Genomic DNA, 14,248 nt, shown 5'->3' with positions numbered 1-14,248 from the left:
TTCACTCTTTCTCTGTTAAAATAATGCCTCCACAAATCAATCCTAAGAGGGTAGAAGACAATGCCGAATACAAAACATGACCGGCAAAAAAGCTATAAAAAAGCACGACGATCAAGGCAAAACTATAAACCGAGCGTTTTTGCGGCTGAAAGGCCAAGTAAACAAAATAGGCCAGCATCAGCAGCAATAAGGCGGTCCCTAACAATCCTTGACCGAAAAGGGTGTCGAATAAGTCCATTTCAATTAAGCCAAGACGACCAAAGTGTGCCAATCGGTATTCAAAGCCTTGACCAAAGATCATGGTAAAGTGACGTGCCTCATCCTTTAAGAAAGCCTCCATCCCGCCAATCAAAAAATCACTTCTTGAACTAGAAAACAGGCGGATCAAGTCGCCGTCGAAAAGATGATAGAAATACACCATGCGAAGATAGGTTCCTTCGACGGCTTGGATCAGTAACGGCAAGCCTTGTATGAACAACCAAAAAATCGTAAAAAAACTGAGCAGCCAAATGAATAACTGTTGCAACCGAGCCTTTCGTTCCACCCCTATGATCAATCGCAGGAGCAAGTACACTAACGCGCCAATTCCATAAAAGACACCTGTTTTGGTTCCCACAAGAACCAAGCACACCAAATTTCCTGCAAATAAGCTGGCGAAGAAAAACGAGCGTTTGTGGGTTTGTTCTTTGATCGAAACGATCAGTGCTTGCAGTGTAAAGGTGATGGAAACAATAAAGGCAAAACTCGTGTCATTATTGGCAAAGAAATAGCCTTTGTACCCAGCATCAGAGTTGTCATAGGTTTGATAACCCAGTCCTAAAAAATAAGGAATCAGCAAACCGAGGGTAAAACAGATACTAATGACAATAAATAAGCTATCGTAGTGCAGTTTGGAGAAGTCGTTTTTTCGTTGATAGACATAATAAGGAATCAGTACCCATAAGAGGTATTTGATATACACGGAGAGATCCTCGATCACCCACTGCCAGCTGTACCCTAGAAAAAGCGCTTGTAACAGAAAAATCGTAAGCGTCGCAGCGATAAATCCATACGTCAAATACGTATAGTAACGAAGAGGGATCGTTTCTGTGACAATCATGAGCACTAAGAACAAAAAGAACAGTAGACGATAGAACACGCCAATAGGAAAAGGAATGCCTAAACTAAGAAATAAGCCATTCAAAACATCGATAATTGGAAAGATGGCGACAATGCCCATGAAGAAGCGATGATTGCTTTGCTGTTTTGATTTCATGCGTTTCTTCTTTTTTCTCCCCACACATACTGTAAAAAACGTAGATTTCCTATGATATAGCGATCAAACATCCTGACTGGCTCTTGCGCAAAGCGATAAAACCATTCCAACCCTGACCGCTGCATCCACAAAGGCGCTCGTTTGGTTTTGCCTGCGACGATATCAAAGCTGCCGCCAACGCCCATCGCAAAGGGCACCTGCAACACTTCACTGAATGTATCGAGCCAAATCTCTTTTTGCGGACTCGAAAAAGCGACAAACAGCAAATCAGGTTGCGTCCGTGCAATCTCTTTTGCCACGTCCAATGATTCATCTTCGGAAAAATAGCCATGGTGAAACCCAGCTACGTTCAGGTCGGGATAGAGCTGTTGGTCATGTTTGACGACAGCTTCTACGACTTCGGCAGTTGCGCCTAAGTAATAAGGACGCCAACCTTTTTCTGCTGCCAATTTGACCAGCTCACGAAAAAGATCGATGCCTGTTACCCTTTCTGGTACTGGGCAACCTAAATATTTCGCTGCCCAGACGATCGACTGACCATCAGCCGTGATCAAAGCTGCCCGATTGACGATCGATCGCAACGAGGGATCTTTTCGCATCAAGTTTATTTTTCCCGCGTTAATCGAAACATGCTGTGCGGGCGTCCCCTGTTCAATCATCGCCTCGATCTTAGTAATGGTTTCCTGAAAGCTTAAGGAATCGAGATTGCTGCCTAAAAGTGATACACGTACTTGTTGCTCCATTAGAATGCTCCTTTGGGTAAGAAAACAACGCCAATCGTTTTCATAATTATTTTCAAGTCCAATAACCAGCTCAGGTTATTGATGTAATAAAGATCCAATGCGACCATCTCTTGAAAGCTTAATTCGTTTCGTCCACTGACTTGCCACAACCCTGTGCATCCAGGTGTGACAGACAATCGTTGCTTGTCTTTTTCTGAATAGCTGACAACTTCTCTTTCTAAAGGAGGACGGGGACCGACCAGTGCCATCTCCCCTTTCAAGACATTGATCAGTTGGGGCAATTCATCAAGACTCGTTTTTCTTAATAAACGGCCTAGGCGCGTCACGCGTGGATCTTTCTTCAGCTTGAACATCGCCCCTTCAATTTCGTTTTTATCGAGGTATTGCCCTAATAATTGATCGGCATCAGGCACCATCGTTCGAAATTTGTACATTACAAACGTGGTCTCATTTTTCCCCACACGAACTTGCTTAAAAATAATCGGTGCCTGCCAGTTAGAAAATTTGATCCCTATACAAATCAGCAGCAACAGCGGGCTAAGGACGACTAACAAGCTCAAGCTTAAGAGTGTTTCGATCGTGCGTTTCCAACGTAAATAGCCAGTCGCTTGAGCCCTTGACTGCTTGTCTAAAGCGGGTCTTTCCACAAAGTTTCCCTCCTTAATAATAGTAATTTTCAGCCGTATCCGTGCCATTCGCCACGACACCTAAGATGTTTGCGTTGACTAGGCGCAGTTTTTTGACGGCATTTTTTGCGGATTGTTTGTTCGTCTTGTCCGCATGAACGACTAAAAGCACACCGTCGACTTTCTTGGCTAGAATCAAGGCATCCGAAACGACATTGACTGGTGGCGTATCAATAATGATCACATCGTATCGTTGTTTGACCTCAAGCAAGGCTGCGGTCATTTTCGAAGAAGCGAGCAGATCATTGGGATTTGACATAATGGCGCCACTAGTAATGATTGAAAATTCGCAATCTTCTAAAATCACTTGTTGGACACAGCTTTCGATCGAGATATCCCGTCGAATATAGTTGGACAGCCCTACGTGCATTTCTTGTGAAAACAAATAATGTTGGGTGGGTTTACGCAGATCCGCATCGATCAATAAGGTTCGGTTCCCTTTTTGGGCATAGGCGACCGCCAAATTTGCCGAGACCGTGGATTTGCCCGTGCCACTTTCTCCTGAAGTGATCAAAATCGTTTGGGCTTCTTGTTGTTGGCACAAATACTCGACATTCTCGCGAATCAACTTGACTTGTTCGCTGATGATCGAATAGTTTTCCTTCATACTACGCATCACACACGTTTCCTCCCTCTTAGGCTCCTCGACTGGATGGTTTTGAACGAAGCAACTCGTTTTTCTTTGCTTATCTCACCAATGACCTTTAACCCTAAGACCTCTTCAATTTCCGTATTCGAAGCAAAGCTGCGCTCAAAAACCAACAAAAGAAACAGATACGTAAAAGCGAAAAGAAGACTTAAGAAAGTGGTCAAGCTGTAAAACAAAAACTTGTTTGGCCGAGCAGGTGTTTCCTGTGGCAAAACGGTCCCTTCGGCTAAGATCGTGACATTATCAATGTTCATGATCTTAGGGATCTCTTCACTAAAAACGCTGGCGGTCGTATTGGCGATTTTAGCTGCGATCTTTGGACTTTGATGGTACGCGTTGATTTCGATGATCTGCGAGTTGGTGGCATTGGTGACGCTCAAAATCTCCGACAATTCAGCCACATCGTAGCTTCCCTCAAGCGCTTCACTGACTTCATTTAAGATGCGAGGACTCATAATGATGGTGCTATAGGTACTAACGAGCTGCAGGTCTGCCTGAATGGTCTGGTTTTCCAGCCGATTGCCAGATGTCGTTTCTGACTGACTGATCAGCAGCTGCGCACTTTTTTGATAAATGGGTTCAGCAAGAAAGGTTAGATAAAGAAACATCGCTAATAAGGGAATACTAATGATCATGAGAATCCAGCCTATGCGTTGCTGAAGAACTTGCTTCAATTTTTTCATATTTATTTCTTTATTCATCGGTTTTCCCTTTCAATAACATAAATAGCCATCAAACCATTTACTGGGCGCTTGGTAATGCCCCGAGAGAATAGGCAACATCGAACCTTGTTTTATCTGTCACAATATTTTTCGTGTCAAAAACGATTTTTTGTTTCATCGCTTGAAGGGCTGCTGGCGCTATGGCTTTAAAGGCATCATGGTCACAGAGGATCAATGCCAGGTCACTGTCTGTTAGTGCAGCTTCAATGTGTGCAACATCGGAAGTGGCGACATAAGGATCATAGGTGGTGACCTGCAGAGTGTTCTTTTGTTTCAGTCTTTTGGCGATCTCAACAGCTGGACTTTCTCTGGCATCGTCGATGTTGCCCTTATACGCCAACCCTAGAACCGCAATCTTGTTTCCACCATGGATCGCTAAGATCTCTTCGACTTTTTTTATAATGAATTCAGGCATCTCTGTATTGATCATCCGCCCCAACTGGATCAACTTCGCGTCTTCAGGTGCTGCCGCCACCACAAAATATGGATCAACCGCTAAGCAATGGCCGCCGACACCAGGTCCTGGTTGATGGATATTGACCCGTGGATGCTGATTGGCTAACGCAATCACTTGGAGTGCATCAATGTTTAGGCGATCCCCAATTTGGACCAATTCATTGGCTAGTGCAATGTTCAAGTCCCGATAGGTGTTTTCCATCAATTTCGATAGCTCAGCGATACTTGCAGAAGTTTCCAGCACGTTTCCTTTGACGAAGGTCTGATAAATGCGTTTGCCTTGTTGGGTACAAGCGCTCGTCATGCCACCAATGATTCGGTTGTTCATCACCAGCTCTTCAAAGATTTTTCCTGGCAAAACACGCTCTGGGCAATGCAACAAATAGAGATCTTCTCCAATGGTATAGCCTGCTTTTTCAAAAAATGGTCCAACGATGTCTTCCATCGTGCGGGGTTGAATGGTCGATTCGACAATGACTGTGTTGCCTTTTTCAAGATAAGGTAAGATGGCAGCCATCGCCGCTTTCACGTAGGACAAGTCGCAACTACCAAATTGATCGGCGATATTTGGCGTTGGTACGGCAATGATAAAGGCATCCGCTTTTTCTGGTACCAACTGTGCGTGGAAGGTCTTTTTCGCTAAAGCTTGTGTTAGATAACGATCAATGTCGGGTTCTTCGATGGGTGCCTGACCTGCTTGAAGTGATTGAACGACTGTTTCTGACACATCTACCCCAACGACTTCAATCCCATGGTTTGCAAAAGTAAGTGCTGTGGGCAACCCGATATACCCCAATCCAATAACGTTTATTTTCATTCGCTCTTAACATCCCATTCTGCTAATTTTTCTTCACCAGGTTTATAAATCAGTTTTTTCGCCACTTGTCCCTCTTCTAAAGCAAAGGAAACTTGTCCAGTGATGGTTTCACCTACAGCGATCTCATTGCCAAACATCGCCATGGTATGATCAAGTTCAAGAAGGTCTCCCTCTTCAGTTTCTAAAAGAAAATCAATCGAACCTAGACCTGCGGCAACTGAGCCCATGTTTTCTGCTGTGATGGTAAATGTATGTAAAACTTGTTCCCCATCTTCTGTTTTCTTATGGTTAATTTCTTGTTTGTCAATGATGATCTTTAATCCACCAATGATCGATTGCGGCTCGGCATTGCTTTGGTCCGTGATTTGTTCAATTGGTTCGCTGCCTTGGGTAGTATCCGTCTTTGCTTGGTCATCCGTCGAGCAGGCCGCTAAAAAACTTCCCATGAGTGCAAGGCTAAAGAAGGTAACGATTTTTTTCTTCATGTTCATTTGCTTTCTCTCTTTCTATCAATGAAGAGACCCTTGCAACAGGCAAGGCACAAGGGTCTCTCGTAGATTCTGTTTCTTATTCTGTGATCGAAACGGTTGCTTGTGCGATCTCTTGGGTACTTAAGTCAGCAAAGCGATGCAATGCATAGACCGTCATCTGGCTGTCTTTCGTCACGCTGTTGGCTTGTTCTTGGTTCAAGTAGGCGGTAAAGGTCCCATCCGCAAAACCGCTCACCCAGAGGATCATGCCATCAATTTCTAGTCGACCAAAGTTGATGTCATCGCCTGTATAGGTCCCCGTAACGATTCGATCCCCCAGCTTGTATGGGTTTGGTGTAATCGTGCCAATAAATTCTTTATCGATAGTGACGACACTGCGGTCCAATTCGGTGTCTATCGGAAGGCCATTAATCATCTCACGATGGTAAGCAACCAATTCGACTGTTTTTGCATCACGAATCAAGTCACGAGTCGTTTGATTGACAAAGTAAGTAAAGGTTTGGTTTGCCGCATTAAAGGTACCACCCCAGGAAATTGAACGCCCATCAACGATCAAGTTGGCGAAATTCACATCACCCGTAAAGGTTCCCGTAATTTCACTCTCTGTCACTTTGAAGGCTGCTGGTTGAATCGAGCCAGCTGCTTTGGCGATTTCAACTGGCTGCAACACCAGCTTATGATCAATCGTTTGTCCATCAACTGTTTCACGATGGTAGGTTTGCAACTCAACTTTTGCTGCTGTTCTGATCTGTTCTCTAAATTGTGCGTGAACAAAGAAGTCAAAGCGACCAGTCTCTTTATTAAATGTGCCACCCCAGTTCCCTACAGACTGTCCATCAATCACCAAGTTGGCAAAATTGATATCTCCCGTAAAGGTTCCCGTAATCGTGGTATCGGTGTAACTGTATTTATCTGGTGTGATCGTCCCTTGAAGCTGGTCGATAACCGTTACTTCTTTGGTTTCTAACACGACGATTGCTTCCGTGTTGCCATTGATTTGGCGATTCAACGCTTGGATCTCAACTTTATCGCCAGCTTTGATTCCAAGATTCGCTACATAAAACGAGAAGGTGCCATCGGCATTGAAAGTACCACCCCATGCATTAGAAGGCGTGCCATTGATCACTAAACGGGCAAAGTTGACATCACCCGTAAAGGTCCCTGTAATCATTGTTTCGCCAACACGGTATTGATCTGGTGTGATCGTACCAGCCAAATCTCTAGTCAATTCAACGGTTGTCCGATCAAGTACCTTGCCATATTGATCCAAGGCTTCGATTTCTACGACATCATCTACAGATTGGATGCGATTGCCGATAAAGAATTCAAACGAACCCTCAGCAAAATTCCCACCACGAACGGATGATCCATTTACATACACACGGGCAGATGCAACATCACCGGTATACGTCCCTCTCAGGAATTGTTCGCCAGAAGAAATATTATAGGTATTTGGTGTGATCGTGCCTTCGGTGTTTGCTGGATCATTGACAACGATCGTTGAAGCAATATTTGATTGCATTCCATCGATGCTGGCTTGCGCAGTAATCATGGTTCCTGCTGCTTGCGGATCAATCTCTACTGCAAACTTTCCATCACTAGCGACAGTGGCATTCTTGGTTTCATCACCAATCGTGATTTCCACCTGTGCATTGGGTTCGGCTGTTCCACTAACAGTCGTGTCTGTGGTTGTCACTTCATTCAACGTTGTTTCGGCGATCGTTGCTCGCTCAACCATGGTTTCTGCGATATTTGATGAAATGCCATTTAAGGTTGCTTGGGCAGTGACTACGGTACCTGCAGGTTGCTTTTCAATCGTCAACGAATAGATGCCATCACTTCCTACACGTCCATTTGCAATCACGGTATCACCAGCTTTGATCGTGATCTCCGCATTTGGCTCTGCGGTTCCCGTCACACTTGTGGAGTCAGTATTTAGCTTAGAAATCGTTGTTTCATCAATTCCTTCTCTAATAACGGTTGTTTCGGCAATATTTGATTCGATATCGCCTAATCTTGCTTGCGCAGTAACCACGGTGCCCGCTTGTTGTTTTTCAATCGTTACGCTATACTTGCCATCACTTCCTACACGTCCACTTGCAAGTTCTGTTTCTCCAACGCGAATGGAAATCGTCGCATTTGGTTCAGCCTCACCGCTTGCTTGTGTCGATTCAGTCGTTAGACCATTTAAAGTGGTGTCGCTAATTTTCTGGTTGGCTAAAATATCTTCTGCTGAACTTAAAAGTCCTAACAATCTTTGCTTCTCTTCACTAGGAAACATTTGATCCTCTAAGTTACTTCTTGTAGATGCAATTATTTGCTGTGTTACACCTTCTTGTAGTTGCTCAAAAGTATCCCCTACAAAAAGATCATAGACACTTTGCCCGAATTGGCGATCATCTTCATAATAGCGATCTTCCATCAAGACGCCGGTAGCTGCCGCATGGATCGGATTACCTGATGGATTAAGATCTCTGATCGTATAAGTATCACCACGTCTCGGTCTCAATTGGTCATTTAAATTTACTTGCCAAATCATATGGGAACCTGTCGCAGCATTTTTAAATGTCTGAGCCGACTGTCCATTGCTAAATGTAACTCTAGCGCCATAATTTATGAAATGCTTACTGATATCATGATTGAATACAGGTAACCCATTCGCATCTTCCTCTATCCATACATTAAAAATATAAGCACTACTTCCAGTTGTATTGAGTGTTTCTCTTTTGTTAAGACCCTTCAAAGAATAGATGGGGCTTCCTTGAGTATTCATCTGTAGTACTTGTTCAGAGAATGCGTTTGTATCCGTCATATCCCTAGCTTCTGACTTTTGGGTATCATCTGGTGCTACATGTTGTTCTTGTGGATCGACTGGCTCATTTTCAGCTTGTTTTGCTGCCTCTGGCTGCTTCTCTTCTAACCCATCCACTAGTTTTTCTATGTTATAATTTTCTTCAAAATCCTCGTGCTCTTGTGCCATCGCTACCACTGGTAATGATGATAAAGTCATTTGGCAAACGAGTAATAAACCTGTTGCTTTCAATTTAAAATTGTTTTTCATTTTATTTTCCCTTCCAACTCAACCTATATATCTTTCTATCGCTGTATTTCTTCATGTTCTCCGGTTAATGATGCTTGTACGAATTCATCCTTCCTCATCAGGTAGTTTGTCATAGAATGCCTTCGCATTTTCTTCTGAGCCAATCACCGCTGCTAGAACGGAGAACATTGTCCGATGACTGATCATTAACAAACCTGTGACTTCATCACGAAAATAGTTATTCATAAGACACCCCTGCTTCTCTATTCTTTCGTACGTTAAAGATTCATTTCACTTTTTATCACGCGTCCTTTCTTACTCCTCAAAAAAATCTACCTTAGACCTTATCGGAACAACCTATTCGATAGAAACTCACTAAATATCATAGATAAGCTCTAAAAAAAGATGTTTTTTTGACGAAATTTTATTATTTTAATCGAGGTTAAATTTAACACGGTTGCTCATCGAGCAATAAATCAAGATTTGCAAACCTGTGTGAATAAATTGATTTTCATTTTCTTTTCAAATAAGGCATTTTGAAAGTTTGTGCAAAAAAAAGCGTTATAAAAAAAGACGATTCCTTATGATTTAAAAAGGATCGTCCATTTCTGTTATTACCTGTAACCACTTGACTCAATACGATGGATACATTGTTTTTGCCTACTCATTCTTAGTATTGTCAGAAACATTTTTATCAACAGTTATCTTCAACAGAATGCTTCTTTTCTATAAAAAATGTCAGAAAAAAGCAAAATAAAAGAAATTCCTTGTAATTTTACACATCTTCTAAAAAAATTCATTTTTCTTTGGTATACTAAATATAGATCTGCGTATCATTAGATTTACGTTGCCCGTTAGTGAAGTTTCAGGCAACGTTTCTTTATGGGGGATAGATAAAAAATGGAAGAGAAAAAGATTTTTGAGAAGCGGTGGTTATTAGCTACCAGTGAACAACGAGAGAAATACCATGCCTTGATTGCCTCTTACCCTTCAATCGAATGGACATTCAAAGAAAAAAGCTACCTTTTATGGCTTTGTCAGTTAGATAGTGATACGTTCAAAACCTTTGAAGCGATTTTTGATAAACTAATAAATGCCAACTAATTATTTTCGCGTAGGCTGTTCTTTCACCAAAACAACCCAATCTTTTGGTATTCAGGAACAGTGGGCATATTTTCAGATAACTCCCTTTTTTATTAGACAAACGAATAAAAGCCGCACCCGTCGATGATATGCTCCCCCTATATAGGACACTGAAATATAAAGTGGCTTATATAGGGGGAGTTTGTATGTCTAGAGGAAAAATGAAATTAAGTTCAGAAGAACGGCTAGCTTTTGTAGAAAGAGCTTTAAAAAATGAAGCTAGCATAAACAGCCTGGCCAAAGAAGCACAAGTAAGTTTCAGTACGATAGAAAGGTGGATCACTCTTTATGAGAATGAAGGACCCACAGGTTTACTCCCTACAAAAAGGAATCAATCATACTCAACAGAGTTGAAACTGAATGCGGTCCATGATTATTTAGCTGGAACACATGGTAGCTTAAGAGCTGTCGCCAAGAAATACGGGCTTCGTAACAAAAAACAATTAGAAGACTGGTTAAAGATATATAATACTCATAGAAACTTCAAATCAGAAAGTGGTGGAAGTAGAATGAGTAAATCCAGAAAAACAACATTGAATGAACGAATTAAAATTGTGCATGACTGTATTATCAACGGTCGAGACTATGGGAAAACCGCAATTCAGTACCAAGTCTCTTACCAACAAGTTCGGAACTGGGTGTTGAAATACGACGAGATGGGAGAAAAAGGCTTAGAAGACCGTCGAGGGCAACGAGCGGGAAGTAAACCTGCCAGAACACCCGAAGAAGAAATGCGCGATAAACTGGCTCAACAAGAACGACGGATCAAGTTGCTTGAAATGGAAAATGACCTGTTAAAAAAAGTCAGCGAGTTAGAAAGGAGGCGGGATTTGAATTAGTTCGTCATACGTTTGAATACCAATCGATCAAAGAGCTGCACGAGACAAAAAGCTATCCAATTAACACCATGTGTACCCTGCTCCATGTCACAAGATCGGCCTATTATCGTTGGTTAAAAAATCCCAAACTGCCTGAAGTGGTATTGAATGAACAGTTGGCAGACCTTGTTCGTTATATTTATGAAGCAGACAACGATAAAGGATATCGCAGAATCTGTGAAGATCTCGTGAATGATTATGGCTTTCAAGTGAATGACAAGCGTATTCTTCGAATCTGTCGCAAACTTCAAATCCAATCAACCATCAAGCATTCAGGCAATAGTATCACTAAGGCATCCAAGACTCCGTATCATATTGCGAAAAATTATTTGAATCGAAAGTTCTATGCGGATCAACCGAATCAAAAATGGCTAACAGATGTGAGTGAATTCAAGTATTATGAAGGGGCCGAAGTGAAGAAAATCTATTTGAGCGCTATTCTCGATCTCGCCGATCGTCGCATTGTTTCATTTGTCATCAGCGACAAAAATGACAATAAATTAGTCTTTGATACCTTCGATCAAGCAGTCGCCGCCGAGCCAACCGCTCATCCGCTATTTCATAGCGATCGCGGATTTCAATATACAAGTAAAGTTTTTTGCACAAAGCTAAAGAAAGCGAAAATGAAGCAGAGTATGTCTCGTGTCGCCCGTTGTACCGATAATGGTCCAATGGAAGGCTTCTGGGGAATGCTTAAGCGAGAAAAATATTATCGGCGAAAGTTTATCAGTAGAGAAAGTCTCGTTGAAATGATCGAGAAATACATGAACTATTACAACAATGGTCGCTATCAACGATGTTTGAAGAGCAAAACACCGATCCAAGTTCATCAAGAATTATTAATGGCAGCTTAATCACTCCCCCTCTTGGACAAGCGAATAGAATAAATCCGCTTAACCAAGAAGGAGGCCAGTCGAGCAAAGTTGAGGTTAAACAAAGTAAAAAACATAAAAACTGCCTACCGAATTTCGGTAGACAGTCGTCAAAATAATTTTATTCTATTTCATTGTCCACTTGACGGGGAGCCCAGCACGATCGTAACGGTTGCGGCTTTTCTATTTGATCTATCCACCTATGTCCTCGTCATGCTGTGTTGCAACACGTGTATCAGGTTGTGGGAACGCTTAACGCTTGCCCTAACTGAGGATCGATTTTTTCAATCACTCTTAGCCAATCTTGATGATCGGGAATTGCTTTGAGTAAAAGAGAATCAGTCGATAAGATGAACTCTGATAAATATTCACTATAATTCGTGACCACAAGATCAATGGCGTTTTCCTTCAAATAATCGCTCGTCAATTCATTGATTTTTGGAAAGAATACCCGATGATCATTGCCGACATAACGCAAAAAGCGCGCACGGATCGTGTGACAGGCATAAAGATCACCTTCTATTATCAACGCGATCCGTTTAACTTTTTGTGCATAAAGCTCCCTGATTGCTTCACTATAAAGGGTCAGTGCGGCACAGATATCTGACAGATACTCCTGTTTGAATCCTAGAATCGCTTGGTGCTGCTTCATAAATGCCAGATTTTTTTGATAAGCAGCAGAACCATGCTTTTGCGCTTCAGTTTTTACTTCTGTTAGCAAATGATTTAAAACGGGCGCCAGCTGCTCATTGATTTTCTTTGACAGAAAAAAGGCGTGGATCATCGTCTGGACCTGTTGAGGCTCTTGAAAGGAAATGCCACATTCCTGCACGAAGCGCTGACTCAGTTCTTCGAGTTCAGGATACAGCCCAAACGCTGCAACGAATTGCTGCTCTTTTTCAGGCTCGGTCAAAGTTCGTTTCATCACGGTCACTAAATAAAGCCACATCATTTCTTGTTGCGGTAGTCTTACTCGGTATAGCGCTTCGATTTTAGGCGCTAAGTTCTTCATTATCGCAAACGCCTCATGCGTTTCGACGATTGCTGCCAACGATCGAGAAATCTGAACAGTCTTTCCCAGTTGATAGCGCTTGATCGCAATATACAAACTATAATAAAAATCACTCGGAGAAACGCCTGTATTCACCAGCGCTGTGGGAATTTTTGAGAAGGCATCACTGACTAACGCGATCAGTTCTTTGGGGGGCAAGAGCGTATGCGGGGTGACATCTGATTCATAATAAAAATCTTTAAAAAACTTGCGAATATTGGCTTCTGATCCACTCAAATTGACCGGTTGCAAGATCCACTCCAAATGATACTTTCGTAACGTCGCAGAAGCGGTATTCAAATAACGACGCATCGTACTTTCTGATACATACAAGCGCTGCGCCCACTCTTCAACCGAACAGAATTCACCGTGGAAAATGGCTTCCACGATTTGATACATGCCTTCTTCTGCAACAAGCTCCTTTTTTTGAGACAAGTATCTTTTCGGATCAGTTTCCCTAAAATGATAGCCATTGGCTTCAAGAGTAAATTCCGCTGCCTCCTGCAGATAGGTTTTCAATTCCTTGATGTCAGAGCTGATCGTCCGTTGGGTCACATCAAGTTTGTTGGCTAAACTTGCGATGGAACAAGTCCGTTCTCGCTCAAAGGTATTTAACATTTGAAGCCATCGAACGGTCGTTTTGTTTAGCATAAAATTTAACTGCAATTCTCTCATTTTGCCCTCCGTGTTTCTCCTTCACCGACTGGTTTCTTTTCTATAGTACAATATTTGCGTCTATAAAAAAACCTTCCTATTTCCCAAATTTACTTAAGTTGGTGTTAGAATATGTACTTAAGTGAACAAACAGGGTATTCTCTATGTAGACTCTTTTTGTGCAACTGGAGGAATTTGTATGACAAATATGGTTTATGGATACGCCCGTGTATCCACAAGACAACAGGATCTCTCTCGTCAATTGGATTTACTTGACCGGTATGAATGCAACAAAATTTATACTGAAAAGATCAGTGGTGTACGCGCAAATCGTCCTGAATTAAATAAACTAAAAAAACGAGTGAAAGAAAACGATAAAATCATTATTGAAAGTTTCTCGCGGCTAGGAAGAAGTACCAAAGACCTGATTGATCTCGTCTACTTTTTTGAAAAGAAAGGTGTAAAAGTCATCAGTATCAAAGAAAATTTTGATACACAAACCCCTCAAGGAAAATTAATGATGACTGTTTTCCAAGCCTTCAGCCAATTCGAACGAGACATCATCGTTGAACGGACCAAAGAAGGCTTAGAATCCGCACGTGCTAGAGGAAATATTGGCGGTCGTCCACGAATCGATCCCGCACTGATCCAACACGCATTGCACCTTTATCAAAAGGAAGGAAAAGCCGTTGTGGATATCTGTGCCCAAACAGGCTTAAAGCGCTCGACTTTTTATCGCTATCTTAGTCTGGAAAAGGATGAGGTCATTTCATAAATACACGTGCTGGCTG

Annotated in this window: 14 protein-coding genes; 4 read left to right on the top strand and 10 right to left on the bottom strand. The window is 42.1% G+C overall.

Going from position 1 to position 14,248, the window contains the following annotated elements; translation table 11 throughout:
- Position 1: 1 nt before the first annotated feature.
- The 9 genes from IGI72_RS02985 to IGI72_RS02945 form a co-directional block, all read right to left on the bottom strand.
- Positions 2-1,255 (bottom strand): O-antigen ligase family protein, encoded by a 1,254-nt coding sequence (locus IGI72_RS02985; RefSeq protein WP_438753037.1) that lies wholly within the window; start codon positions 1,253-1,255, stop codon positions 2-4.
- Complete coding sequence (locus IGI72_RS02980) at positions 1,252-1,998, bottom strand: WecB/TagA/CpsF family glycosyltransferase (protein ID WP_015508992.1); 747 nt, start codon at positions 1,996-1,998, stop codon at positions 1,252-1,254. The genes IGI72_RS02985 and IGI72_RS02980 overlap by 4 nt, the downstream gene beginning before the upstream one ends.
- Complete coding sequence (locus IGI72_RS02975; protein WP_373192823.1) at positions 1,998-2,645, bottom strand: sugar transferase; 648 nt, start codon at positions 2,643-2,645, stop codon at positions 1,998-2,000. The genes IGI72_RS02980 and IGI72_RS02975 overlap by 1 nt, the downstream gene beginning before the upstream one ends.
- Positions 2,646-2,658: 13 nt before the next feature.
- The gene (locus IGI72_RS02970) at positions 2,659-3,300 is read right to left on the bottom strand and encodes a CpsD/CapB family tyrosine-protein kinase (RefSeq protein WP_284592076.1); all 642 of its coding nucleotides are present in this window, start codon (positions 3,298-3,300) and stop codon (positions 2,659-2,661) included.
- Positions 3,300-4,034, bottom strand: a complete 735-nt coding sequence (locus IGI72_RS02965; protein WP_413129330.1) for a YveK family protein — start codon at positions 4,032-4,034, stop codon at positions 3,300-3,302. The genes IGI72_RS02970 and IGI72_RS02965 overlap by 1 nt, the downstream gene beginning before the upstream one ends.
- Positions 4,035-4,074: 40 nt before the next feature.
- The gene (locus tag IGI72_RS02960; RefSeq protein WP_438753032.1) at positions 4,075-5,328 is read right to left on the bottom strand and encodes a nucleotide sugar dehydrogenase; all 1,254 of its coding nucleotides are present in this window, start codon (positions 5,326-5,328) and stop codon (positions 4,075-4,077) included.
- On the bottom strand, positions 5,325-5,819 hold the full coding sequence (locus IGI72_RS02955; protein ID WP_438753029.1) for a hypothetical protein: 495 nt from the start codon (positions 5,817-5,819) through the stop codon (positions 5,325-5,327). Before IGI72_RS02955 ends, IGI72_RS02960 begins: the two co-directional genes overlap by 4 nt.
- A 76-nt stretch (positions 5,820-5,895) precedes the next feature.
- Positions 5,896-8,880: an immunoglobulin-like domain-containing protein gene (locus IGI72_RS02950; RefSeq protein WP_438753026.1), complete on the bottom strand. Its 2,985-nt coding sequence runs from the start codon at positions 8,878-8,880 to the stop codon at positions 5,896-5,898.
- Between the two features lie 84 nt (positions 8,881-8,964).
- Complete coding sequence (locus IGI72_RS02945; RefSeq protein WP_438753023.1) at positions 8,965-9,105, bottom strand: hypothetical protein; 141 nt, start codon at positions 9,103-9,105, stop codon at positions 8,965-8,967.
- Positions 9,106-9,759: 654 nt separating this feature from the next.
- On the opposite strand from IGI72_RS02945, the gene IGI72_RS02940 reads away from it, so the two are divergent.
- The 3 genes from IGI72_RS02940 to IGI72_RS02930 all read left to right on the top strand — a co-directional run bounded on the left by IGI72_RS02940 (position 9,760) and on the right by IGI72_RS02930 (position 11,734).
- Entirely contained in the window at positions 9,760-9,963 is a 204-nt protein-coding gene (locus tag IGI72_RS02940; RefSeq protein WP_016609736.1) for a hypothetical protein, read from the top strand.
- Positions 9,964-10,148: 185 nt separating this feature from the next.
- Positions 10,149-10,841 (top strand): helix-turn-helix domain-containing protein, encoded by a 693-nt coding sequence (locus IGI72_RS02935; RefSeq protein ID WP_074935028.1) that lies wholly within the window; start codon positions 10,149-10,151, stop codon positions 10,839-10,841.
- A 26-nt stretch (positions 10,842-10,867) separates the two neighbouring features.
- Positions 10,868-11,734 carry an IS3 family transposase gene (locus IGI72_RS02930; protein ID WP_311776546.1) on the top strand — a complete coding sequence of 289 codons (867 nt, stop codon included), beginning with the start codon at positions 10,868-10,870 and terminating at the stop codon, positions 11,732-11,734.
- Positions 11,735-11,987: 253 nt separating this feature from the next.
- On the opposite strand, the gene IGI72_RS02925 is transcribed toward IGI72_RS02930, so the two are convergent.
- Complete coding sequence (locus IGI72_RS02925) at positions 11,988-13,478, bottom strand: helix-turn-helix domain-containing protein (protein ID WP_438753019.1); 1,491 nt, start codon at positions 13,476-13,478, stop codon at positions 11,988-11,990.
- Between the two features lie 178 nt (positions 13,479-13,656).
- Here IGI72_RS02925 and IGI72_RS02920 point away from each other — a divergent pair, with 178 nt between their 5' ends.
- Positions 13,657-14,232: a recombinase family protein gene (locus tag IGI72_RS02920; protein WP_005227582.1), complete on the top strand. Its 576-nt coding sequence runs from the start codon at positions 13,657-13,659 to the stop codon at positions 14,230-14,232.
- Positions 14,233-14,248: the final 16 nt, after the last annotated feature.

Origin of the sequence: Enterococcus sp. DIV1059_2, from assembly GCF_051713685.1 — a bacterium.
In the GTDB taxonomy this organism is placed as follows: domain Bacteria; phylum Bacillota; class Bacilli; order Lactobacillales; family Enterococcaceae; genus Enterococcus_D; species Enterococcus_D casseliflavus.
The sequence above is the reverse complement of the archived record's forward strand: the minus strand, read 5'-3'. Positions and strand labels throughout refer to the sequence as shown.